The organism is Dyella tabacisoli, assembly GCF_003350925.1.
Taxonomy (GTDB): Bacteria; Pseudomonadota; Gammaproteobacteria; order Xanthomonadales; family Rhodanobacteraceae; genus Dyella_C; species Dyella_C tabacisoli.
Genome location: NZ_KZ857174.1, coordinates 160,475 through 184,808 on the forward strand (window position 1 = coordinate 160,475; position 24,334 = coordinate 184,808).

A 24,334-nucleotide genomic window follows, 5' to 3' on the forward strand; every position below is an offset into this window, starting at 1 on the left:
ATGAGCGAGAACAAACTGAACAAGAGCGACGCCGAATGGCGTGCCGAGTTGAGCCCCGAGCAATACGCCGTATGCCGATGCTCGGCGACCGAAGCCCCGTTCAGCGGTAAGTGGTATGAGCATAAAGAGGCGGGCACCTATGTCTGCACCGCCTGCCGTGCACGATTGTTCACATCGCAGGCCAAATACGATTCGGGCTCTGGCTGGCCAAGCTTCTACCAGCCGCTGCTGCGTGAGTCGGTGAGCGCGCATCAGGACGAGAGCCACGGCATGCGCCGCACCGAGGTGCGTTGTGCGGAGTGTGGTTCCCATTTGGGGCATGTTTTCCCCGATGGCCCTAAGCCGACCGGGTTGCGCTATTGCATCAATTCGGTAGCGCTGGATTTTGTGCCGGGGAAGTGAGCGACTGGTTCTTTGCCCCTTCTTATGAAGGGGCTCAGTCTAAAAGTGCGGCAACATGCGCGCTCGCACTGGCCGCCAGGGCGCTAAGGTTGTAGCCACCCTCCAGGCTGGAAACCAGCCGCCCGCCCGCGTGGGCGTGCGCCAGTGCCACCAGCCGCTCGGTGATCCAGGCAAAGTCTTCGCAGCTCAGGCGCAGGTTCGCCAGCGGGTCGTCGCGATGCGCATCGAAGCCGGCCGAGACCAGCACCAGTTGCGGTTTGAATGCATGCAGGCGCGGTAGCAGCAAGCCATCCCATAGTTCGCGGAATTCGTAAGAACCATCGCCTGGCGACAGCGGTGCGTTGACGATATTGCCGACGCCTTGTTCGTCTTCGTGGCCGGTCCCCGGATACAGCGGTGATTCATGGCTGGAGACAAACAGCACGCGCGGCTCGGCGGCAAAGATGTCTTGCGTGCCATTGCCGTGGTGGACGTCGAAATCGGCAATGGCGACGCGTTTCAGGCCATGCGCGGCGACCGCGTGAGCGGCGGCCACGGCGATGTTGTTGAACAGGCAAAAGCCCATCGCCTTGTCGGCAGTGGCGTGGTGGCCGGGTGGGCGCACGGCGCAGAATGCATGACCGGTATGACCGGTCATCACGGCGTCTACCGCGGCTACGGCGGCACCAGCCGCGCGCAGAGCGGCCTCGGCGGATGCCGGCGACATCAAGGTGTCTTCGTCGAGGCGAAATGTACCGCTGGCCGGGGCGCTGGACAGAATACGGTCGACATAAGCGGCATCGTGTACCCGCAGCAGCTCTTCGCGGCTGGCGCGTGGGGCCTCGATACGGTCGATCATGACGAAGCGGTCGTGATCCAGCGCTTGCAGCACCGCACGCAGCCGCGCCGGCGATTCAGCCTGACCCGCACCGGGATCGTGCTGCAGGCAGGCCGGGTGGGTATAGAGGCGCAACATGCCGCCTAACTGGTCTTTGGTTTGCGGCGGCGTTCGTGTTGCCACAACACTTCACCATGGCCACTGGCACGGGCCAGCACACGACAAAGCACGAACAGCAGATCGGAGAGTCGATTGAGGTAGCGCTGCGCCTGTGGTCGCACCTCTTCGACGCGGGCCAGCGCAATCACTTCGCGTTCGGCCCGACGGCAAACCGTACGGGCCAGGTGACAACAAGAGGCGGCCATGCCGCCACCCGGCAAGATGAAATCTTTCAGTGGCGGCAGCGGCTCGTTGAAGCTATCCAGCACCTGTTCGAGGCGGTCGATATCGCTGTCTTCGATCATTGTCATGCCGGGGATGCACAGCTCGCCGCCGAGGTCGAACAGGTCGTGCTGCACCTGGGTCAACACTTCTCGTACGGCGTCATCGACGCCATCGGCGGCCAGCACCATGCCGATGGTGCTGTTGAGTTCGTCCACCGTGCCGTAGGCGGCAACACGCAGTGAATCCTTGGCTACCCGTGAACCGTCGCCGAGGCCGGTGCTGCCATCGTCGCCGGTGCGGGTGTAAATCTTGGAAAGTCGATTACCCACGGTGCTGATTACTCCAGCTTGATGGTCAGTGGCGCACGCCGGTCTGGTCGGTCTGCTTCAGTACGCGCGCCAACTGGCTCACGGCGACATGCAACACAGCACCTGCGCCCACATAGATCGCGGTGGTGGTGAGAAAGATCAGGTACCAGTCGCCCAGGTTGGCGAACCAGGCGCTGAAGCTGCGCGGCAACGGCACGCTGGCGCTGATCCAGTAAAAGCTGCCGTTGGAAATCAGGTAGCACACGCCTTCGCTGACCAGCAGCGCGGCTGCCGCCAGCGCCAGGGTCGGCAAACGCAGGCCCTTGTAATGACCGGCCAGCCAGCTACCACCCAACCATAGGCTGAAATAAGACGGCAGCAGGAACCAGTAGGCTGCAGAAACGCAGTAATGGCTCCAGAAATCGATACCCTGGCCACTTATCACCACATAGTCGATCAGTACGGCGAGCGCCATCAGCAGTGGGAATGCCCAGCGAACCGAGCCGCGCAGCCAGAAGCCGGCGAGGAAGAACACGGCCCAGGAGGCGTCGGGCAGGTTGTCGAAATGATGCAGGAAATGATGCGAGCGGGTAGCCGCCATCACCAGGGCAAGCGCCAGGAAAATGCCGAGGCGTCGGGTTAGCGTCGTAGCCATGAGTTGCTCCGTGGTCGGGCGGTGTGTTGCAAGGGCGGCTAGTTTAGCCGATTGAAGGTAGGGAACGGAGTTGAAAGCAGGGAACGGGGGATGGGGAACGGGGAACGTGAAGTTCGAGGGGGTATTGCAGGTCCGCGTTCTTTTTTGATTTTTCTTTGTTTTTTCTCTTGCTTTTTTGCTTCTGCTTTTTAGGCTTTTCCCCGTTCCCCGTTCCCCGTTCCCCGTTCCCCGTTCCCCGTTCCCCGTTCCCCGTTCCCCGTTCCCCGTTCCCCGTTCCCCGTCAAAACGACTAGTCCCCGCGTATCATGCGCACCCATGAGTCCCTCATCCCCTGTATTGATCGTTGGTGGTGGTCTGGTCGGCGCCAGTCTGGCGATTGCCCTGGATGCTGCCGGCTGTGCGGTTACCCTGGTTGAAGCGGCGGCGCCGCGTATCGACTCCCAACCCAGTTACGACGAACGCAATCTGGCCCTGTCCCGCGCCACCGTGAACGGGCTGAAGGCAATTGGCGTATGGCGGCATGCTGGTGCGCAAGCCACGCCGATCCGGCATATCCATATCAGCCGCCGTGGCGAGTTCGGTAGCGCGCGGCTGGATGCCGATAAGCATGGTGTCGATGCCTTGGGCTGGACGTTGCCGGCACGCGAATTGGGTGGCGCACTGCTACGTCGGCTCGACGAATGTACCCACCTGACCCGGCTGGCGCCTGCCACGCTGGAGGCGTTGGAGTCATCAGCCGCAGGCTGGCATGCGCGTATCCGCACTCCGGCGGGTGTGCAAGCTATCGACACCTCGTTGCTGGTCGGTGCCGATGGCACCGCATCGTTTGTGCGCCAGCAACTCGGCATCGGCGTAGAGCGATACGACTACGCGCAAACCTTATTTGTCTGCACGGTAACGCCGGAGCGCGATCACGCTAATCGCGCGTATGAGCGCTTCGCCGATGACGGCCCGATCGCCTTGCTGCCGCTGGCCGAGCGTCGCTGCGGTTTGATCTTGACCGTATCGACTGACGAGGCCGAGACGGTGGCAGCCATGGACGATGCCGCGTTTATCGACTTTGCTCAGCAACGTTTCGGCTGGCGCTTGGGGCGTTTGAGCCGACCCGGCAAACGTCATCCCTACGCGATTCACCGCGTGGCTGCCGAACGCCTGATCGGGCCACGCGCCGTCTTGGTCGGCAATGCGGCGCAGACCGTGCATCCCATTGGCGCCCAAGGCTTCAACCTCGGTTTGCGCGATGCGCTGACATTGGCGGAGTTGGTTGCCGGTGCCGCTGAACCCGGTGCCTCGGCTTTGCTGGAAAACTACGCGGCACGACGCGCGCCGGATCGCGAAGGCACGATGACGATGAGCCATGGCCTGGTTCGCCTGGCCTGCCTGCAGCAGCCCTTGCTCGGGCCGTTGCGCTCGCTTGCACTGCTGGCCTGCGATCGTCTGCCACCCTTGCAACAAGCGCTTGCCCGCCGTGGCATGGGCTTTCGTGACGAGCCGCCGCGCGCGGTGCTGGAGTCTTTGCCATGAGTGCGATCAGCTTATCGACACGTGGCGACACGACTCGCCGACGTGGCCCCGCACTGGATGTCGCCGTGGTCGGCGGCGGCATGGTGGGGGCTGCCGCGGCGCTCGCCCTGGCGCGTGCCGGATTCGCCACCGCTTTATTGGAAGCTCGTGCCCCGGCACCGTGGCAGGTCTCCGATGAGGTGGATTTGCGCGTGGTCGGCCTGGCGCCGTCCTCGATGGCCCTGCTGGATGATCTTGGCGTTTGGACGTCTATTCGTGAATCACGCAGCGGCCCCTATGCGCATATGCATGTATGGGATGCCGAAAATGGCGCGGCGATCCACTTTGACGCCGCCGCTGAAAATCGCGAGCTGCTCGGTTATATCGTCGAGAACAACCTGGTGCAGTGGACGCTGTGGCAGGCTTTGGAAGCTGCCGGTGTACGTCGCATGTGCCCGGCCGAGGTACGTGGCTTTGAAGCGCGCGAAGATCGCATCCAGTTGGACCTGGTCAATGGCGAGCCCCTGTCGGCACGCTTGCTGGTGGCCGCCGACGGTGCCGGTTCGCCCCTGCGTCAGTTAGCCGGCATCGATACGCGAGGACGCGACTACACGCAGCGCGCCGTGGTGGCCCATGTCACGACCGAGCGTCCGCACCAGAACACCGCGTGGCAGCGCTTTCTATCCAGTGGGCCGTTGGCGCTGTTGCCGCTGGCCGATGGGCGTAGTTCGGTGGTCTGGTCATTGCCTGAAGCCGAAGCCCAGCGTGTCTTGGCGCTGGATGATGCAGGCTTTCTCGATGAGCTGGGCATCGCCAGCGACTTCCGATTGGGGCGCATCACGGCCACTACGCCACGCGCGGCGTTTCCGCTCAAACTGCAACTGGCCGAGCGCTATCAAGCCGAGCGCTTTGTACTGCTCGGCGACGCGGCGCACGCGGTGCATCCGTTGGCCGGCCAGGGCGTGAATCTTGGCTTACGCGACGTGACCGAACTGCGCGACACCCTGGTGGCCGCGCGTGAGGCTGGCCGCGATATCGCCGCGACGCATGTGCTGCGCCGCTACGCACGCCGACGGCGTAGCGCCGACACCTTGGATGCGCTCGGCTTCGATGCGCTGGCGCGCATCTATGCATGGCAGGCACCGCCATGGGTCGCCGCACGCGGGCTTGGCGTGCGTTTGCTGGATCGATTGGCGCCACTGAAACGGCGCATGGCCGAGCACGCGGCAGGATTGTAGAAGCGTGCTGCGCCCAATAGATCAGAGCATCCCCAGGTAAGTTTCGCCCGATACCTACTCAACCACCACGAGGACATCGCAATGCGTATTGCCCGACTTGGCTGTCTGCTCTTGCTCGCTACTTGTTCCTTCGCCGCACAGGCGAAGATGGTGCATAAACCGGTGGAATGGATACTGGATGGCACGACGTTCCACAGCGTGTTGGTTTACGACGATGCCGTCAGTGCAAAGCGTCCCGGCCTGGTCATGGTGCCTAATTGGTACGGTGTGAACGATGACGCCCTGACGAAGGCCGAAGGTATCGCCGGCAAGGACTACGTCATTCTGGTCACCGATATGTACGGCAAGAAAATCCGCCCGACTACCGACGATCAGGCGATGGCGGCGGTGAAATCGCTCTACGGTGACCGCCCCCTGATGCGTCAACGCGTAAACACCGCGCTGGATCAATTGAAGGCACAAGCCAAAGACGCGCCGATCGACCTCGCGCATCTGGCGGCCATCGGGTTTTGCTTTGGTGGCTCGGCGGTACTCGACCTTGCCCGCAGCGGTGCGGATATCGCCGCCGTCGCGTCCTTCCACGGCGGGCTCGACACCGACAAGCCCGAGCTGGCCAAGCAGATCAAGGCACGCGTGCTGGTAATGAATGGCGCCGACGACCGCGGCACCATGCCCGACGCCGATAAATTCATGGATGAAATGCGCGCCAGCCCCGCCGATTGGCAGTTCGTGGTACTCGGCAATGCGGTGCATTGCTTCACCGAGAAAGGTCAGAACAAACAAGGCTGCCGCTATGACGAGCGCGCGGCACAACGCAGCTATCGCCTAATGCACGATTGGTTGCGTGCGGCATTCGCCGGCACACCGTAATTCAAGCGCGGGAATAGGGAGCGGCTAACAAGCGCGCTACGAGCTTGCGATGCTCTCCCCGTTCCCCGTTCCCCGCTTTTTAGAACGTCCGCTGCACCGAATAATCCGCCAGTGCCGCCAGCGCATCGCGATAATTCGAGGCAGGCAAGGCGGCCAGTGCGTCGCACGCGGCATCGGCATGAGCAACGGCGCATGCGTGCGTGCGTTCCAGTGCGCCGGAGTCGCGAATGGCGGCGATGATGCGCTCAAGAGAATCCAGGCCGCCGTGTTCGATCGCATGGCGTAGCGATTGCGCTTGTTCGGCTTTGGCCGGATCGGCCTGCGTCTGCTGCAATGCGTAAATCAGCGGCAGGGTGGGCTTGCCTTCGGCCAGGTCGTCGCCGATGTTCTTACCCAGCGTGTCGGCGTCGGAGACATAGTCGAGCAGGTCATCGGCGATCTGAAACGCGTAGCCCAACTCCATGCCGTAGCGGCGCAGTGCTTTGATCTGCGCCTCGGGCAGGCCGCCGAGAATGCCGCCAAGCTCGGTGGCTGCAGCGAACAACACCGCCGTCTTGCGCTCGATCACCGCCAGGTAGGCTGCTTCGTCCACGTCGGCATTGCCGATGTTGAGCAACTGCAATACCTCGCCCTGGGCGATGATGTTGGTGGTATCGGCGAGGATGCGCATGATGCGCATGTCATCCAGCTCCACCATCAATTGGAACGAGCGCGAGTAGAGAAAGTCGCCCACCAGCACGCTGGCGGCGTTGCCCCACAGTGCGTTGGCGGTTTTGCGGCCACGCCGCAGGTCCGACTCATCGACCACGTCGTCATGCAGCAGGGTCGAGGTGTGGATGAACTCGATCACCGCGGCGAGCTTGATGTGCTGGTCGCCGTGGTAACCGGCCGCACCGGCTGCCAGCACGTGCAGCATCGGACGCAGGCGTTTGCCGCCGCTGGCGATGATGTGGTCGGCGATCTGGTTTATCAGCACCACGTCCGAGGACAGCCGATGCCGGATCAACGCATCGACGCGCTGCATGTCGGCGGCGGCAAGTTCGCGCACGGCGGCAAAGTCGGTGGGTGGAGACACGGGGTCGGCAGGCATCGAATTCATGAACGGTCGGATCCTTGAGTCAGCGCGATTATAGGGGGCAGTGGTGGTCCGTCGGGTATGTATGGCGCTTGATTGCCCGAAATATGCCGCGACATGCCGCCACAAGGCCCGCCGTAACCGGCATCCGTATAATCGGTCGGATGTCCAAAGCCCTCACGATGTCTCTGATGCGATTTTCCCGGTGAGCCAGCTCTCCCGTCCCGAAAGGCGCAGTGCGCTGACCCTGGCCTGCGTCATCAGCCTGCGGCTGTTTGGCCTGTTTCTCATCATGCCGGTGTTTTCGTTGTACGCACAGACATTGCCCGATGCCACGCCGCTGTTGATCGGCATGGCGCTGGGTATTTACGGGCTGGGTCAGGTGTTGCTGCAGATTCCGCTGGGTCTGCTGTCCGATCGCATCGGCCGCAAGCCGGCGATCACTCTGGGCTTGCTGGTCTTTGCCGTCGGTGGCCTGGTCGCGGCCTGTTCGGACAGCTTGCTCGGCATCGTGATCGGTCGCGCGCTGCAGGGCATGGGGGCGGTGGCGGGCGCGGGCATCGCGCTGGCGGCCGATCTCACCCAAGAGCAAAACCGCAATAAGGTGATGGGCATTATCGGCGTGTCGATTGGCGTGGCCTTTTTGCTGGCCTTGATTCTTGGCCCGCCGCTGGAGGCGATCGGCGGACTCTCCGGCTTATTCGCCGCCACTTCGCTGCTCGCACTGGTTTCACTGGTGTTGCTGTGGTTGATCGTACCCACGCCCGAGCAAGCCAGGGCGCCGGCGACAGCAACCTTCAGCGCCGTGCTGGCGATGATGCGCGATGGCCACATGGTGGTGCTCAACGGTTCGGTGTTCTTTTTGCACGCGTTGTTGACGGCGAGCTTCGTCGGCTTGCCGCTGTTGTTGACCGAGCGTTTGCAGCTACCGGTCAACCGACATTGGGAGCTGTATCTGCCGGTGATGGTCATTGCCGCCTTTGTCATGGGTGCTTGTTTGCATCGCATGCGCGAAGTGCGGCAAAGCCTGCACATGGTCATGGTGTGCGTGGTGGCGATTGGGCTGGCGCTGCTTGGTTTCGCGTTGTCGGGTGAACATTTGGCTGTGCTTGGGGTGGCCGCGGCGGTGTTTTTCTCGGCGTTCAATTTGTTGGAGGCGGCGTTGCCTAGCCTGGTCTCCCGCCTGGCGCCGACGGCTTTGCGTGGTGCGGCGATGGGGGCGTATTCGACCAGTCAGTTTCTGGGGGCTTTTGTCGGCGGCGCGATGGGTGGTGTGGCGTTGGGCCGGCTTGGTGCCAGTGGGGTGTTTGTTTGTGCGGCGGCGTTGACGTTGCTGTGGTTGCCGCTGGTTTGGGTTGGGGGGCGGCGGATGACGGGGGACGTGGTGGTGGTTGCTGCGCCCTGAGTGGGGGTCTATGTACTCGCATGAAAGAAGTGTTTTCGCGATCTGGCTCGCCTGCGGCGGGCTTTCGAACCCATGCCGAGTCCCCTACGGGCCTTGTCGTCCGACCCTCACCGACGCACAGGGCCCCGAGGTCAAGAGCCAAGAACCAAGAGCCACGTCAAAAGCTGCGAGCGTGGCTTTTGCCCCTTCCCCTACTTGTCCCGAAAAAGGGACTTCCTTCGGTCGTAGGGGGAGGCTGGGAGGGGGTGAGCTCTTGTCGCAAGGTTGAACCCCTCCCCAACCCTCCCTTACAAGTAGGGGAGGGGGTCATATTTTTGCGGCTGGTGGTGCTTCGCGCATTGCAATGCCGGCCGAGCTTCACAATCATGCGTAACGGCGGTCTGCCAGGCCGCGTCAAGGTTTTCCGATGGCCCACGAAATCATCGCTCTGATTGCTCAGTACGGATTGGTGCTGGTCTTTTTCAACGTGCTGCTGGAACAGGCCGGGTTGCCGATGCCGGCCGTGCCTACCCTGATCGTGGCTGGGGCGCTGGCTGCGAACGGACAGTTGTCGGTGGTCGGCATTCTCATCACCGCACTCGTGGCCTGTCTGCTTGGCGATCTCGCCTGGTATCTGGCGGGTCGGCGTTTTGGCGGTGGGGTGATGCGTACGCTTTGCCGTATCTCGCTGTCGCCCGATTCGTGCGTCAAGCAATCGGAGCTACGTTTTCAGCGCTGGCGCGGGCAGGTGTTGTTGTTCGCGAAATTCGTGCCTGGGCTTTCCACGGTCGCGCCGCCGTTGGTGGGCGCGATGGGTCTGTCGGCGGTGGCTTTTGTCTGGCTCGATGGGTTGGGCTCGCTGATGTGGGCGGGTTTGGCGGTGGGCTTGGGTTATGCCTTCGCGGCGCAGATCGATCAGTTGCTGGCGATACTCGCGAGTGCCGGTACGCTGGCGATCGAGCTGCTGGCGGTGTTGCTTGTTTTATATATCGCTGCCCGCTGGTGGCAGCGGCAGCGCCTGTTGCGTTCGATTCGTATGGCGCGGATTACCGTGGAAGAGCTTTATCGGGCGATGGAAATGGGGCAGGCACCGATTGTGGTGGATGTGCGTCCGCCGGCCAGTCGCTTGATCGACGGCAGGGTCATTTCCGGCGCGCTGCTGGTCGATGTCGCCGGCGTGGGTGGGACGATGTACGGCATTTCCTTCGAGCGTGAATTGGTCACCTACTGCAATTGCCCGAACGAAGTATCGGCGGCGATAGCGGCGAAGGCGCTGGTTGCCCTGGGCTATCGTCGTGTGCGTCCGTTGCTGGGTGGGCTCGATGCCTGGGAGGCCGCCGGGTATCCAATCGAGCAACCGGAGCCGACGGATGCGGTTTTGGCACAGGAATAAACCGGCCTTGAGTTATCGCGAATCCGCCGGCATGGCCGGGATATAGGCCGCATCGGTCAGTGTGCGCAAAAAGGCCACGATGTCGTCGATTTCCATCTCGGAAAGCGCCGGCGACATGCCCGGTCGACGGTTCATCGGCGTGGAATTGACGTTGATATGCGCGCGATAGATCGGCGGCACATCGTCAAAGCTTGAACGGCCGTGATACCACTGCTGCGGCTTGGTCGAGCGAGTGTTGTAGAACGCCACGGCGTCGCGCAGCGTGCGGAATACGCTGTTATGCATAAAGCTTTGCCGCACGGCCACGTTGCGTAAGCCCGGCGTGCGCATATAGCCGCACCATTGCTCGGGCTCCGGCCAGTGCAAGTGCTGTGCGGTATCGCATAGGCCGTTGTCGAAATAACGTGGGTCGCGATTGGCGGCTAGCGCCAGGTTGCGCGGTACCGCGATAGCGTCGTAACCAAAATCGGTAAATAGCGAACGCTCGGGCCGACTGGCCGTATCGGACAGTGTGTGGCAGTTCGCGCAGTTTCCCTTGTCGGGATCTTTGAACAGTGCCAGTCCGTGCATCTCTTGCGGTGACAGCGTGCTGCGATGGCGCAGGTAGTCGTCGAAGCGCGAGCTGAAGGGCGCCATCTCGTTACTTTGCAGATAGGCCTGCATGATTTCGCCAAGCGCGCGCACGAGTTGTTCGGGGTCGCTTTGTACCGTTGGACCAAAGCGTGAGGCCAACTCGGGCGACCACTCGGTGTCATTGATTTTGCGCAGCAGGCTGGCGGGCGAAGCGTTGTTCATCTCGTCAGGGTCGAACAACGGGCCGCGTATCTGTTCGGTCAGCGTATCGGCGCGGCCATCGGCAAACAGGCCGCCAAAAGGTGCCGAGTAGGGTGCATCGTCGTCTTGATAAAAATAACGCTGCGGTACGTAACGTACGTACAGCAGCGATGGCGCATTGCGCCGACTGAAATGCCCCGGCCTGCTGCCTTGCGGTACGCCGGGGCCGGTTGCTGAGAGGGCGGGCGAGAAAGCGTGCGCCGGATCGTGGCAACTGCTGCAGGCCGTGCCGCGTGGTTCCGATAAACGCGTATCGACAAACAAGCGGCGACCCAACGCCACCAGCGCGGGGTCGGGTTGGAACACGGCGCTGCTCGAATCCACTTTGGCGGCCACCTGCGGGGTGGCCCCGATCATGCCGACGAGGGGCGCGTCGGTAGCCAAGGCTACGCCGCCCATGCATAGGCTCGTGGCAATCAGCAGGCGCCAGCCACTCACGGCGCGATAAAACCCGTCTTGTCGCAGCTCAGCGTGCGGTCGTTTTGCACGCAGGTCGTCAACAACTTGCCTGCCGCCGTATAGGCCTTGAACGTCCAGCCGCTGGCCGGCGCGGCGCGGCGCTCCATCAACATAAAACCGAAACTATTGTGGTGCGCGACCTTGTCGATGACCGTGCCTGGGGCGGGTGCCGCGTCCGTAGGCAGCGGGTCGGGCAGGGCCACCTCGATATTGTCGCCGCCATTGCCGGAGACGATGGTGGCCGGGTGGTCAGAAGCAAAGTTGATCGCTTGAAACGAATGCACATGAGCATGCAAGGCGACTTGGATGCCCTGCGGGTAGTAAGCCTGTCCGTTCAAGCTGCGCATCACCGATTGCAGCGATTGGGTGCCAGGCACCATCTGGGTGCCGGCGATCGGAGAGAACGCCAGGATCTGATGATGATTGGTAAAGATGGTGGTGCTGATGCCCGGCTTGGCGGCGAGTGCGGCGACGCTCTGGAACTGCTTCTGATAGATCTGAAACTGCGCGTCGCCAGGTTCCAGTGCGGTTTTATGAGCCTTGGCCGAGTCGAACACGATTAGCTGCGAACCACCGCCAAGCGCGACCGCATAAGGCTCGGAATAATTGGCCTGCTCATCGTTGACCGGGTTGTTGCACGAGCGCGTTTCAGCGTAGGGGTGCGGATCGAGCAAGCGGAACCAGCCCTGACCGGCACGCTTGCATTCTTCGTGGTTACCGCGCACGACGATCCAAGGTGCCTTGGACAGCAGGCGTGCGGCGGGCGTGAAAAAGTCAGCTTGCCAGGTATCCCAGCCGTAACCCCACGGACTGTTCCGGCAACCGGCGATGTCTGATGGGCAGGGATTTTCGCGGTAGTGATAGTCGCCGACGTGCAAGACCAGGTCCGGCTCGAAACCGGCCGCGGTGGCGACGATGGTGGCGAATGGCCAGGCGGCGAGGTCGTTGCAGGCTTGATAGACATTGTCGGCTTTTTTCATGCGACAGCCGGTATCGGCCAGCACCAGGATGCGCTGCGGCTCGGCCTTGGGTAGCGGCAGCGGCCGCCCGGCCACGTCGGCCTGATGCGCGTTCGTCGGCAAGCTGGCCTCACAGACCGACACCGGGAAAGCCGATGGCTTGGAATCGACCGCCGCGCTGGCGGTGGGCCGCAACGGCATGGTGCCGGCCGCTACTCGCAAGGACATGCGCGCCGAGCTGCCGTCGACATGTAACAGCGGGCATGCCGCATCGCCACCTTGTGCAGTGTCCCATTGAGTGACGACGCGAGCGATGGCCTGGCCGTTAGCGCCGATCTCCACCCATGCGGCCTGGATATTTGCCGCAGCGCTGGCGGCATCCTGGGCTTGTTGAGCATGGGGGCGTGGGTGCACGCAGCCGGACAGGATGCCGATGGCTGCAAATAGCGCCATCAGGCGGTACGTCTTGTGAGGGCTCATTACATGTCCATCAGTGATTTTGATGTGTATGTGGCCGAAGGTACGCGAGCAGGATGAAACAAAAAAGAAATTAAGGTGGCGGTCCTAAGAGCCTGTTCAAAGTCTCCCCGTGGCCCGCGCCGGGAACTGTTTGCGCGCAGGATAAGGAAGAACGAAGGAGTGTACGTCGGTACACGACTGAGTGATGACGCGGTCCTGCGCGCAAACAGCCCCGGCCCGAAGGGTTGAGCCGCTGTGGCCGCCATGCGCCAGCGCGCGGCTTGACCTGACGGCCAGTCAGGCGCTGCGCCACGCACTACCACCTGGCGGCCACAGCAGCTCAACGCGGGCTACGGGGAGACTTTGAACAGGCTCTAAGCGCCTTGCCACGCCGCCGAACCGCATTGCTGTACTTGGCCGTACACAGAATTTTTACGCGTTCTATACGCCCCCGCAGGAATTCGCTACCCCTTTCTTATGCGGCGATTTCTATAGTGCGCGCTGTCGGTACACCACATTGAGTCGGCACCTATGGATGTCATCTACCTGTTGTTCTGTTTTGTCCTCAGCGCGGCCAGCATCGGTTTTCTGATGGTCTGTGACCGTTTGGGTCGACGTCCCTGATCGTTGTAGCGGCCTATCACGGCATCTGCACGTCTCTTTCCTAGTCATCACGCCTAGTCATTACGTTTTCCCTGCAGGGGGTCCCCTTATGAGCTTCATCTACGTCGTGGCTACCGTCATCGCGGTGGCCTTGGCCGTCTACCTGTGCGTAGCCTTGCTTAAACCGGAGTGGTTCGAATGACCACGAACGATATCGTCCAGGTATTGATCTTCCTGGCTGTACTTCTATTGCTGGTGAAACCGGTCGGCCAATACATGGCGCTGGTGTTTGCCGATACGCCGAATAAAGTCAATCGCGTCGGCCGCGGCGTCGAGAACGTTTTGTACCGGCTCGCCGGCGTTCGCAGTGAAGATGACATGGGCTGGCGCCGTTACGCGCTGACTATGCTGCTGTTCAATATCGCCGGCTTGCTGGTGGTGTATCTGCTGCAGCGCGTGCAGCAGTGGCTACCGTTCAATCCGCAGAATTTCCCGGCGATCTCGCCGGATTCGGCAATGAACACCGCCATCAGTTTTGCCTCCAATACCAACTGGCAGGGCTACGGCGGCGAAAGCGCCATGAGCTACCTGACCCAGATGCTCGGCCTGGCCGTGCAGAACTTCTTGTCCGCCGCCACCGGCATCGCCGTGTTGATCGCGGTGATCCGTGGATTCACTCGCCGCAGCTCGGCCAGCATCGGTAACTTCTGGGTCGATATGACCCGCAGCACCCTGTACATCCTGATGCCGCTGTCGTTCGTGATGGCCTTGCTGCTGGTATCGCAAGGTGTGGTGCAGAACCTGAAGTCGTATGTCGATGTGCCGCTGACTCAGCACATCATTCAGGTCGAGCAAGTCAAAGACGCTGCCGGCAACGTGCTCAAAGATGCTGCCGGTCACGACGTGACGAAAGAATCGCCGGCAACGACACAGACTTTGCCGATGGGGCCGGCGGCTTCGCAGATCGCGATCAAGCAGTTGGGTACCAACGGTGGTGGTTTCTTCAACGCCAACTCGGCGCATCCCTATGAGAACCCGACACCGCTGAGCAACTTCATCGAGATGTTGGCGATCTTTTTGATTCCCGGTGGTCTTTGCATCACTTTTGGCAACATGGTGGGGGACCGGCGGCAAGGCTGGGCGATCCTCGCCACCATGTTGCTGATCTTTGTACCGCTGGCTTTTGCCGCAGTCGGTGCGGAGCAGGCGGGTAATCCGGCACTGCACAGTCTGGTCGACCAGCAAGCTTCCACGCTGCAGTCCGGCGGCAATATGGAAGGCAAGGAAACCCGCTTTGGCATCGCCGCCAGTGGCCTGTTCACAGCCATTACCACAGCCGCTTCCTGCGGCGCCGTCAACAACGCACACGATTCGCTCACCCCGCTTGGCGGCCTGGTGCCGATGTGGCTGATGCAGCTCGGCGAGGTGGTCTTTGGCGGTGTCGGCTCGGGTCTGTACGGCATGCTGGCGTTTGCGGTGGTGGCGGTATTCATCGCCGGGCTGATGGTCGGACGTACGCCGGAATATCTCGGCAAAAAGATCGAAGCGCATGAGATGAAAATGGCTAGCCTGGCGGTGCTGATTCCGTGTGCGCTGGTGGTGATTTGTACGGCGATCGCGGTGATGTCGCCAGCGGGTATCGCGGGGGTGGCCAATCCCGGCGCGCATGGCTTCAGCGAAATGCTTTACGCCGTGACCTCTGCTTCCAATAACAACGGCAGTGCGTTTGGCGGTCTATCGGCAAACACCCCGTTCTGGAACGTATTGCTCGGCGTGTGCATGTTCTTCGCACGGTTTCTGTTGGCGATCGCGATGTTGGCGATGGCCGGTTCGCTGGCCGCCAAACGCCACGTGCCACCGTCGGGCGGCACCTTGCCGACGCATACGCCGCTGTTCGTGACCTTGCTTGCCTGCGTCGTGATCGTGGTGGGCGCGCTGACTTTCCTTCCGGCCTTGGCGCTTGGCCCCATTGCTGAATATTTGATGTCGGGACACTGATTCCATGAGTTCTCATACCCAAGCTGTCAGCAGCTTCAATCGTGAGTTGATTCTCACAGCGGTCGCCGATTCGTTCCGCAAACTGTCGCCGCGGCAGCAGTTTCGTAACCCTGTGATGTTCGTGGTGTTCGTATGCAGCGTGCTGACCACGCTGCTGTGGGCACAGGCGATAGCCGGCCATGGCGAAGCGCCTACGGGCTTTATTTTCTGGGTCAGTATCTGGCTGTGGTTCACCTTGTTGTTCGCCAACTTTGCCGAGGCCCTGGCCGAAGGTCGTGGCAAGGCGCAAGCCGCTACGCTGCGTAGCTCGCGCAAAGATGTGATCGCGAAAAAGCTGGCCGGTCCACAGCGCGACGCCAAGGTCATGCTGGTCAAATCCAGCGATCTGCGCACCGGTGACTACGTGTTGGTCGATGCCACCGAACAGATGCCCGGTGACGGCGAAGTCGTGGTGGGTGCCGCCAGCGTGGACGAGAGTGCGATTACCGGCGAATCCGCGCCGGTGATTCGCGAGTCCGGTGGTGATCGCAGTGCTGTGACTGGTGGTACGCGAGTGCTATCGGACTGGCTGGTCGTGCGCATTACCAGCAATCCGGGCGAGAGCTTTCTCGACCGCATGATCGCGATGGTGGAAGGCGCCTCGCGGCGCAAGACGCCGAACGAGATCGCGCTGACTATTCTGCTGGCCAAGTTCACCCTGATCTTTCTGCTCGCTTGCGCCACCTTGCTGCCGTATTCGATCTACAGCGTGCAGGCGGCCGGTAAAGGCAATCCGATCACCCTGACTGTGTTGATCGCACTGCTGGTGTGTTTGATTCCGACCACGATCGGTGCCTTGCTTTCGGCGATCGGTATTGCCGGCATGGATCGGATGATTCGCGCCAACGTCATCGCCACCTCGGGCCGTGCCGTTGAAGCCGCTGGCGACGTCGACGTATTGCTGCTCGACAAAACCGGCACGATCACCCTGGGTAACCGCCAGGCGGTGGCTTTCCTGCCGGCGCCGGGTATCGAAGAAAGCATCCTGGCCGATGCCGCGCAGCTTGCTTCGCTGGCCGACGAAACGCCTGAAGGCCGTAGTGTGGTGGTGCTGGCCAAAGAGCGCTTCGGCCTGCGTGAGCGCCAGCTCGAAGAAGGCCACGCCGTATTCGTGCCGTTCACCGCACAGACCCGCATGAGTGGCGTGGACATCGGCACCCGTTCGATCCGCAAGGGTGCGCTTGATGCCGTCGAGCGTGCGTTGGAAGCTGGTGGCAGCCATCTGCCGCCGTTGGTCAAGCGCATGGCAGAGGACATCGCCCGCCGTGGCGCTACCCCGCTGATCGTCACCGAAGGCTCCACCGCATTGGGTGTGATCGAGCTGAAGGACATCGTCAAGGGCGGTATCCGCGAGCGCTTTGCCGAAATGCGCCGGATGGGTATCAAGACCATCATGATTACCGGCGACAACCCGCTGACCGCGGCAGCGATCGCCGCTGAGGCTGGTGTCGACGACTTCCTCGCCGAGGCGACACCGGAAGCCAAGCTCAAGTTGATCCGCTCGATTCAGGCCGAAAACCGCCTGGTGGCGATGTGCGGCGACGGTACCAACGATGCGCCGGCGCTGGCCCAGGCCGACGTCGCCGTGGCGATGAATACCGGTACCCAGGCGGCCAAAGAAGCCGGCAACATGGTCGATCTGGATTCCAACCCGACCAAGTTGATCGAAGTGGTGGAAATCGGCAAACAGATGCTGATTACTCGCGGCTCGCTGACCACCTTCTCGATCGCCAACGACGTGGCCAAGTACTTCGCGATCATTCCGGCTGCGTTCGCCACCACCTATCCGGCGTTGAATACGCTTAACGTGATGCGTTTGGCGACGCCGCAGAGCGCCATTCTGTCGGCGGTGATCTTTAACGCGCTTATCATCATTTTCCTGATTCCATTGGCGCTCAAAGGGGTGAAGTACCGGGCGCTTGGCGCAGGTTCGCTACTGCGTCGCAACCTGTTGGTATACGGCTTGGGCGGCATCGTAGTGCCTTTTATCGGCATCAAAGTGATCGACATGCTGTTGGTGTTGTTCGGGCTGGCATGACGTACGCCCCGCTCGGCGGGGTCAACCACTCTCAAAAGGTTTCAACCATGCAAACGCTAAAGCTCTCGGTTTCGCTGCCTGACGATACTCATCCAGATATGGAATTGCGGTTGTCAGCGAACGACTCGGCCTGCGATGTAGTGATCGCCCTGCCGATGCAGCCAAATCGGGGAGCCAAGGCCGCCCAGGTGCCACGCAGCACCGAGGCGCCAAGCGAGGGTAACGATGACTACGAACTCGGCGGTTACGCCGGAATTTAATCGAGCGCGGTCTGCTGTAGCCGCGGCATCGATTTAAGAATTATCTCTACCATTGCGCATCGCGCCGGCTTCAGCGGAGCGGTGCGGGAGTTTATGCATGAAACGTCACATTTTCGCAGTAGCTGCCACCCTTATCGCACCGTTTTGCTTCGACGATGCGCGCGCCGAAGACATCCGTGTCGAAGAAGAGCCGAAAAGCAGCCTGACCGGCAGTGTCGGTATTAGCTCCGATTACATGTTTCGTGGACTTACCCAGAGCTGGGGGCGCCCGGTGATTCAAGGCGGCGCCGAGTGGGCGGCGCCCAGCGGCTTAGTGGCCGGCGGATCGGTCTCGGGAGTCAGCGAGCACAGCTATCCCGGCGGTTCGATGGAGCTGGATCTGTACGCCAGCTACGGTCGCGCGGTTAATGACGATTGGTCCTGGCGCGCCGGTGTCTACGGCTATATCTATCCGGGCGCCAACCTCAGCAAGGCGGGCTTGTCCAAGCGTTCGTTCAACACCGCCGAGGCCAATGTGGCGGTGAGCTGGAAGTGGTTCACCTTAAAGTACAACCGCTCGCTTACCGATTACTTCGGCGTGGATACGGAGCAGGGTTATCGCAGCGACTCGCGCGGCCTGGGCTATTTTCAGCTCGATGCCTCCGTGCCGCTGGCCGACGACTGGAGTGTGGATCTGCATGCAGGCCATACGCATTACAACACCACCTTGGCGCAGCCGCTGCCCAGCGGCGCGGTCAACCCGGACTACAGCGACTACGGCGCTACGCTTAAATACAAATTTGCCGGCCACTGGACGGCCAGCGTCGGGGTGACTCATGCCACCAACGCCGATTTCTATCGGAATACGTCCAGCTTTATCCAGGCCAATGAGTTTCGCCGCGCCGGTGGAACCCGAGGCTTCGTGATGTTGCAGAGTGCATTCTGATTTTCGTCGTCCAAACCAATCCTATTTGACCCGATTTTATTCAATACTCAATAAGCCCATGAGGCTTGCGGTTTAAAGGCTTAAGTTATGCAACTCAAAAAAACACTTGTCATCGCTTGCTTGCTGGCCATCGCGCCGGCCACCAAGGTTATGGCCGACGATGCGGCGCCCGCAGCGGCCCCGGTAGCCAGCAGCGATTGTTCCCATGGGTTCGCCTCGCGTCTTGCCGCGGCTTATCGCGAAAATGCGCAGCCAGCCGATCCGAATGCGGTGGCGCCTAAGCGCCGCGCCATGGAATCGCCATTCGACTCCGCGCCGTTCCCCTCGGCCGAATGGCAGCTCGGCGGTGTGGCTTACCCGATCGGCGTGCCGAACGAGAACTCGCAATATCCGCTGGAAAAAGCCATGGCCTGCACGCGCATTGGCAAGTGGATGCAGGACAACCGCATCGAGGTCTACGGCTGGATCAATCCATCGATCAACATGAGCTCGTCGAACCATACCAACTTCCCGCTTTCCTACGCGACGCGGCCGAACCGGGTGGAGTTCGACCAGTTCCTGTTTCGTATCGAGCGCGTGCCCGATACGGTACAGACCGACCACATCGACTGGGGCGTGCATCTGGATCTGCTGTACGGCTACGACTACCACTACACCACCATGAAGGGTGTCTTCAGCAATCAGCTATTGAACAATCCGGGCAGCAAAGCTTTGCCTGGCAAGACCATGGGTTACGACCCGATGTTGTTCTACGCCGACATTTATTTTCCGTCGGTGGCACAGGGCATGAACGTGCGCATCGGCCGTTATCTGTCGCTGCCTGACATCGAGGCGCAGTTCTCGCCGAACAATTACTTGTTGACGCACTCCATTCTGTACACGGTCGACCCGTATACGCAGATGGGCATCATGACGACCACCAAGCTCAGCGACCAATGGACAGTGCAGGTCGGTGTGAATGGCAGCAACGACACGGCGGTGTGGAATCACGCCGCGCGGCCGACGCTGCAAGCGTGCGTGCGCTGGGTGTCGGCGAGCAACAACGACATGCTTTACCCCTGCATCAATAGCCTCAATAACTCCGACTACAACTACAACAATATCCAGATGTACGTGATGACCTGGGGTCATCGTTTCAGCCATGACGTGCACATGCTGACCGAGGCCTATCGCATCTTTGGCCGCAATATTCCCGGTTATGGCCCCGATGGCATTCCCGGCGTGGCAGGTTCGTCGGCGACGGCGGGTACGGCAGGTGCGTTCGGTGTCGTCAACTACTTCAACGTCGAATTGAATCCGAAAAACATGATCTCGTTCCGCAACGAGTTCTATAAAGACGAGAAGGGCCAGCGCACCGGTTTTGCCACGCGTTACTCCAGCCATACGCTTGGTTTGACCCATTGGGTCTCGCAAGATCTGGAGATTCGCCCGGAGATTCGCTACGAGCACTCCTACGACATGGCGATCTACGACGGTGGCCGCAAGAACTACCAGGTGACCGCGTTGATGGACGCGATCCTGCATTACTAATCACGTTCGATTCGACCAAGTCCGATCTAATCAAGTCACGCCGAGATACATAAAATGAGCAAGCTCCTACGCAATATTTTGGTCATGCTGTTGTTGCTGACGGTAATCACCGGTGTTCTTTATCCGCTGGCTGTTACCGGCGTCGCACAACTGCTGTTTCCAAAACAGGCCAATGGCAGCCTGGTCGAGAAAGATGGCAAGGCGGTCGGTTCGAGTTTGATCGGGCAGTCGTTCACCGAGCCGAAGTATTTCTGGGGACGGCCGTCGGCAACCACGCCGATGGCCAATAACGGCGCCTCGTCCACCCCCTCCAATACCGGCCCGACCAACCCGGCGCTGGTCGATGCGGTAAAGCAGCGCATCGATGCACTGCACACCGCTGATCCAGGCAATACCGCGCCGGTACCGGTCGATCTGGTCACCGCCTCTGGTAGCGGGCTCGATCCGGAGATCACCCCGGCGGCGGCGCAATACCAGGTGGCTCGTGTCGCTCGGGTACGCGGTTTGAAGGAGGCGGACGTGCAGAAGTTGGTGACGGAGGCCACGGCAGGGCGCCAATTGGGCGTATTGGGCGAGCCGCGCGTCAATGTGCTGCAGATCAACCTTGCGTTGGATGCATTGCAAAAGCGCTAATCTTGCCGGGTGCTCAAGTTCCCACTCCACCGAGCCTCGGCTTGAGGGAGTGGGTTGATTTACCCGCTCTCTCCATGGATGGAGCAGGCGCAGGCTCTTATGACCGAACCCTCCCGCGAAGCCCGTGCCGATGCCTTGCTAGGCACCGTGCATGAAGACCAAAACCACAAGCTGAAAATCTTTCTCGGCGCCGCGCCCGGTGTCGGTAAAACCTTTGCCATGCTTTCGGCGGCACGCGAGCTGAAGAGGCAGGGCGTAGACGTGGTCGTCGGCCTGGTCGAGACACACGGCAGGGCCGAGACGCAGGCATTGGTCGAGGGTCTGGAGGTGTTGCCGCGCCGCAAGGTTAACTATCGCGGCAAGGACTTTACCGAGTTCGATCTGGATGCCGCGCTCATGCGGCGTCCGGCGGTGTTGCTGGTCGACGAGCTGGCCCATCGCAATTTGCCGGGTGGCCGCCATGAGCGTCGTTGGCAAGACATCGCCGAACTGCTCGACGCCGGGGTCGAGGTTTACACCGCGCTCAATGTGCAGCACCTGGAAAGCCTTAACGACCAGGTTCGGCGCATCACCAACGTCACCGTGCGCGAGACGGTACCCGATGCTTTTCTCGACCGCGCCCGCGATATCGTGCTGGTCGATCTGCCGCCGCGCGAACTGATTCAGCGGCTCAAGCAAGGCAAAGTCTATGTACCGGAAACCGCGGCGGCGGCACTCGATGCATTCTTTTCACCGACCAACCTCGGCGCGTTGCGCGAGCTGGCGGTGGATACCGTCGCCGGCCATGTCGACAGCGATCTGCGCGAGCATATGTTGGCGCGTGGCGGGGTCATGCCGGTGCGTCGGCGCGTGTTGGCGGCGATCGACGGGCATAGTCAGAGCGAATATCTGGTGCGCGTCGCACGGCGTATCGCTGAACGACGCGGCTCGCCTTGGAGCGTAGCCTTCGTCGATACCGGCGCGACACTGGATAAAACCCGGCGCGAGCGAGTCGATGCGGCGATGCGGCTGGCGCGCCGGCTCGGTGGCGATACCGTGGTGCTGCGCGGCCATGTGATTGCCGATGAGCTGATCGCACATGCCGATCGCGATGGCGTGGGCCAGATCATCGTGGGCCGTACCCGCGAACGGCCGGTGGCGAGCTTTTTCGGCCGCTCGCTGATCCAGCGGCTGCTGCGCCGTGGCGCGCATCTGGAGTTGACCATCATCGCCACGCCGGCAGAGCGCGCGCAGGCACGCCGCCTGTTGCGCATGCCCGGCGGCCGCGGCCGGCGTGACGAATACGTCTACGCCACGTTGGCGGTGCTGGTCGCCTTTGGCCTGTCCTTTATCGCCGACCGCTATCTGTCGGTGGCCAATCTATCGCTGATCTTTCTTACCGCCGTGCTGGTCGTGGCGGTGCGTACGCGCATGGCAGTAGCCGTCTATACGGCCACCATGTGTTTTCTTGGCTACAACTTCTTTTTTGCACCGCCGCGTTACACCCTGGCAATCGCCAACTTCGACGATGTGCTGGCGGTGTGTTTGTTCTTTGTGGCGGCGCTGGTTTGCAGTCGCCTGGCTACGCGACTGGCCAGCCAAGTTGAATCGATGCGGGCAGCCCATGCGCATGCGCGCTCTTTGCTTGCGTTAGGCCAGCGGCTAGCCACCAGCACCGACGCCGATGGCATGCGCGCCGTAGGCGCCACGGCGCTGGCGCAGGCACTGCGTTGCGAGGCCGCGCTGTTGGCGCGCGACGCCAGCCAACTGCTGCACGCGGCCGCTACTGCGCCGCGCGATTTGAAATTGACGCCACAAGATCTGGCCGCCGCGGAGTGGTGCGAACAACACATCGAGCAGGCCGGCCGCTACACCGACACCTTGAATGCCGCGCCGTGTTGGATGCTGCCGCTAGGTGCCGAGGGGCGTCATCTCGGGGTCGTGGCCCTGCGTTTTCCTGCGGAGATCGGCGAGCCCAACCCCGATCAGCGCAGCCTGGCGCTGGCGATGGCACAGGACATCGGCCAAGCCTTGGAGCGCGCGCGCCTGGGCGACGAGCTGGAAGGAGCTCGGGTACAAGGCGAGACCGAGCGCCTGCGCAATGCGCTGCTGTCTTCGGTATCGCACGATCTGCGCTCGCCGCTGGCCTCGATGATCGGCGCGGCCGGCACCCTCACCAGCTACGGCGACAAACTGCCGCCGGAAGAACGGCGCGAACTGCTGGAAGCCATCCTCGGCGAAGGTCAGCGGCTGGATCGCTATATTCAAAACCTGCTCGATATGACCCGGCTGGGCCATGGCACGCTCAAGCTCAATCGCGACTGGACCGACGCCGACGAAATCGTTGCGGCCTCAGTCGGCCGGCTGCGCAAGATGTTCCCTGATTTGCGCGTTGAAACCACCTTGCCGCAAGACACCGTGCTGCTGTTCGTGCATCCGGCCTTGATCGAGCAGGCGCTGTTCAACATTCTGGAAAACGCAGCCCGCTTCTCGCCGCACGATCAGCCGGTGCGGGTCGTGGTGCGCACCGTCAACGATAAATTGCAGATCGACGTCAGCGATCGTGGCCCCGGTATCCCTGAAGACGAACGAGCGCGAATCTTCGACATGTTTTACTCAGTCTCCCGTGGCGACCGCGCGCCGCAAGGCACCGGTCTGGGCCTGGCGATCTGCCGCGGCATGATCGGCGCGCACGGCGGCAGCGTGGAGGCCTTGCCCGGCGATGGCATTGGCACCACCATTCGCATCACTTTGCCGCTGCCGGCGCCGCCGGAAAATAGCCAATGACTGCCGCTATCCCTCGCGTACTGGTCATCGACGACGAGGCGCAGATCCGCAAATTCCTCGACATCGGTCTGCGCGCCGAAGGTTACGAGGTGCTGCTGGCGGCCAATGCCGCCGATGGCCTCGCGCTGGCGGCAACCCGCGCGCCCGACCTGGTGATACTTGACCTCGGCCTGCCCGACCGCGAGGGCCATGAAGTGCTGGCCGAATTGCGGCAGTGGAGCCAAATTCCGGTGCTGGTGCTGTCGGTGCGCGATACCGAGCAAGAGAAGGTGCGCGCGCTCGACGCCGGTGCCAACGACTACGTGACCAAGCCCTTCGGCATCCAGGAGCTGATGGCGCGATTGCGCGCCATGCTGCGTAACCACACCGGTGAGGTCGACGCCCCGCCGCGCTACGACGACGGCCGCCTGTGCATCGACCTGGCCCAGCGCGAAGTCAGCCTCGATGGCGCCGCGCTGTCGCTGACCCGCAAGGAATACGCCGTATTGGCCATGCTGCTGCGCCATGCCGGCCGTGTCGTCACCCAACAGCAATTGCTGCGCGAGCTGTGGGGGGCGACCCATGTCGAAGACACCCACTACCTGCGCATCGTCATCGGCAAGCTGCGCCAAAAACTGGGTGACGACCCCGCCACCCCGCGCTGGCTACGCACCGAACCCGGCGTCGGCTACCGATTCCTGGCCTGATTAGCTCCTCTCCCTGCAGGCAGGGGGAGGCTGGGAGGGAGTAAGCCCCGCCTCATTTCCACACTCATCAACCCCCGTCAGACCGCGCCCCACAAGCCCGCAGGAGGGTTCAGCCG

Annotated in this window: 21 protein-coding genes; 15 read left to right on the forward strand and 6 right to left on the reverse strand. The window is 61.9% G+C overall.

Going from position 1 to position 24,334, the window contains the following annotated elements:
• Window positions 1-402 carry a peptide-methionine (R)-S-oxide reductase MsrB gene (msrB, locus tag DVJ77_RS04845; protein WP_114844358.1) on the forward strand — a complete coding sequence of 134 codons (402 nt, stop codon included), beginning with the start codon at window positions 1-3 and terminating at the stop codon, window positions 400-402.
• 34 nt (window positions 403-436) lie between these two features.
• On the opposite strand, the gene DVJ77_RS04850 is transcribed toward msrB, so the two are convergent.
• Genes DVJ77_RS04850 through DVJ77_RS04860 form a run of 3 tightly spaced genes read right to left on the reverse strand, consistent with a single transcriptional unit; the run spans window position 437 to window position 2,566 of the window.
• Window positions 437-1,354: a histone deacetylase family protein gene (locus DVJ77_RS04850; protein ID WP_225427867.1), complete on the reverse strand. Its 918-nt coding sequence runs from the start codon at window positions 1,352-1,354 to the stop codon at window positions 437-439.
• An 8-nt stretch (window positions 1,355-1,362) separates the two neighbouring features.
• Window positions 1,363-1,932, reverse strand: coding sequence for a cob(I)yrinic acid a,c-diamide adenosyltransferase (locus tag DVJ77_RS04855; RefSeq protein ID WP_114844360.1), 570 nt, complete (start codon window positions 1,930-1,932; stop codon window positions 1,363-1,365).
• 25 nt (window positions 1,933-1,957) lie between these two features.
• Window positions 1,958-2,566 (reverse strand): hypothetical protein, encoded by a 609-nt coding sequence (locus DVJ77_RS04860; protein WP_114844361.1) that lies wholly within the window; start codon window positions 2,564-2,566, stop codon window positions 1,958-1,960.
• 315 nt (window positions 2,567-2,881) lie between these two features.
• On the opposite strand from DVJ77_RS04860, the gene ubiH reads away from it, so the two are divergent.
• The 3 genes from ubiH to DVJ77_RS04875 all read left to right on the forward strand — a co-directional run bounded on the left by ubiH (window position 2,882) and on the right by DVJ77_RS04875 (window position 6,177).
• The gene (ubiH, locus tag DVJ77_RS04865; protein WP_114844362.1) at window positions 2,882-4,090 is read left to right on the forward strand and encodes a 2-octaprenyl-6-methoxyphenyl hydroxylase; all 1,209 of its coding nucleotides are present in this window, start codon (window positions 2,882-2,884) and stop codon (window positions 4,088-4,090) included.
• Window positions 4,087-5,307 carry a UbiH/UbiF/VisC/COQ6 family ubiquinone biosynthesis hydroxylase gene (locus DVJ77_RS04870; RefSeq protein ID WP_114844363.1) on the forward strand — a complete coding sequence of 407 codons (1,221 nt, stop codon included), beginning with the start codon at window positions 4,087-4,089 and terminating at the stop codon, window positions 5,305-5,307. The genes ubiH and DVJ77_RS04870 overlap by 4 nt, the downstream gene beginning before the upstream one ends.
• An 81-nt stretch (window positions 5,308-5,388) precedes the next feature.
• Entirely contained in the window at window positions 5,389-6,177 is a 789-nt protein-coding gene (locus tag DVJ77_RS04875) for a dienelactone hydrolase family protein (RefSeq protein WP_114844364.1), read from the forward strand.
• 79 nt (window positions 6,178-6,256) lie between these two features.
• Here the strand turns inward: DVJ77_RS04875 and DVJ77_RS04880 are convergent, their stop codons facing one another.
• Window positions 6,257-7,276, reverse strand: coding sequence for a polyprenyl synthetase family protein (locus tag DVJ77_RS04880; protein ID WP_114844365.1), 1,020 nt, complete (start codon window positions 7,274-7,276; stop codon window positions 6,257-6,259).
• A gap of 181 nt (window positions 7,277-7,457) precedes the next feature.
• Between DVJ77_RS04880 and DVJ77_RS04885 the strand changes: the two genes are divergently transcribed.
• On the forward strand, window positions 7,458-8,657 hold the full coding sequence (locus DVJ77_RS04885) for an MFS transporter (protein WP_114844366.1): 1,200 nt from the start codon (window positions 7,458-7,460) through the stop codon (window positions 8,655-8,657).
• 406 nt (window positions 8,658-9,063) lie between these two features.
• On the forward strand, window positions 9,064-10,029 hold the full coding sequence (locus tag DVJ77_RS04890; protein ID WP_114844367.1) for a VTT domain-containing protein: 966 nt from the start codon (window positions 9,064-9,066) through the stop codon (window positions 10,027-10,029).
• A gap of 12 nt (window positions 10,030-10,041) precedes the next feature.
• On the opposite strand, the gene DVJ77_RS04895 is transcribed toward DVJ77_RS04890, so the two are convergent.
• Both DVJ77_RS04895 and DVJ77_RS04900 read right to left on the reverse strand, forming a co-directional pair.
• Window positions 10,042-11,262, reverse strand: coding sequence for a cytochrome-c peroxidase (locus tag DVJ77_RS04895; protein ID WP_114844718.1), 1,221 nt, complete (start codon window positions 11,260-11,262; stop codon window positions 10,042-10,044).
• A gap of 35 nt (window positions 11,263-11,297) precedes the next feature.
• Window positions 11,298-12,761, reverse strand: coding sequence for a metallophosphoesterase family protein (locus tag DVJ77_RS04900; RefSeq protein ID WP_225427820.1), 1,464 nt, complete (start codon window positions 12,759-12,761; stop codon window positions 11,298-11,300).
• A gap of 691 nt (window positions 12,762-13,452) precedes the next feature.
• Here DVJ77_RS04900 and kdpF point away from each other — a divergent pair.
• From kdpF to DVJ77_RS04945, 9 genes are all read left to right on the forward strand, one after another.
• Entirely contained in the window at window positions 13,453-13,545 is a 93-nt protein-coding gene (kdpF, locus tag DVJ77_RS04905; RefSeq protein ID WP_114844369.1) for a K(+)-transporting ATPase subunit F, read from the forward strand.
• Window positions 13,542-15,341 (forward strand): potassium-transporting ATPase subunit KdpA, encoded by a 1,800-nt coding sequence (gene kdpA / locus DVJ77_RS04910; protein ID WP_114844370.1) that lies wholly within the window; start codon window positions 13,542-13,544, stop codon window positions 15,339-15,341. The genes kdpF and kdpA overlap by 4 nt, the downstream gene beginning before the upstream one ends.
• Window positions 15,342-15,345: 4 nt before the next feature.
• Window positions 15,346-17,418, forward strand: a complete 2,073-nt coding sequence (gene kdpB, locus DVJ77_RS04915) for a potassium-transporting ATPase subunit KdpB (protein WP_114844371.1) — start codon at window positions 15,346-15,348, stop codon at window positions 17,416-17,418.
• A 47-nt stretch (window positions 17,419-17,465) separates the two neighbouring features.
• The gene (locus DVJ77_RS04920; RefSeq protein ID WP_114844372.1) at window positions 17,466-17,678 is read left to right on the forward strand and encodes a hypothetical protein; all 213 of its coding nucleotides are present in this window, start codon (window positions 17,466-17,468) and stop codon (window positions 17,676-17,678) included.
• A gap of 97 nt (window positions 17,679-17,775) precedes the next feature.
• Window positions 17,776-18,603 carry a TorF family putative porin gene (locus DVJ77_RS04925; protein ID WP_114844373.1) on the forward strand — a complete coding sequence of 276 codons (828 nt, stop codon included), beginning with the start codon at window positions 17,776-17,778 and terminating at the stop codon, window positions 18,601-18,603.
• A gap of 87 nt (window positions 18,604-18,690) precedes the next feature.
• Complete coding sequence (locus DVJ77_RS04930) at window positions 18,691-20,133, forward strand: outer membrane beta-barrel protein (RefSeq protein WP_114844374.1); 1,443 nt, start codon at window positions 18,691-18,693, stop codon at window positions 20,131-20,133.
• Window positions 20,134-20,187: 54 nt separating this feature from the next.
• Window positions 20,188-20,766 (forward strand): potassium-transporting ATPase subunit KdpC, encoded by a 579-nt coding sequence (kdpC, locus tag DVJ77_RS04935; protein WP_114844375.1) that lies wholly within the window; start codon window positions 20,188-20,190, stop codon window positions 20,764-20,766.
• A gap of 99 nt (window positions 20,767-20,865) precedes the next feature.
• Entirely contained in the window at window positions 20,866-23,532 is a 2,667-nt protein-coding gene (locus tag DVJ77_RS04940; RefSeq protein ID WP_114844719.1) for a sensor histidine kinase, read from the forward strand.
• A complete protein-coding gene (locus DVJ77_RS04945; RefSeq protein ID WP_114844376.1) occupies window positions 23,529-24,218 on the forward strand; it encodes a response regulator in 690 nt (229 codons plus the stop codon). The genes DVJ77_RS04940 and DVJ77_RS04945 overlap by 4 nt, the downstream gene beginning before the upstream one ends.
• The last annotated feature ends 116 nt before the right edge of the window (window positions 24,219-24,334 follow it).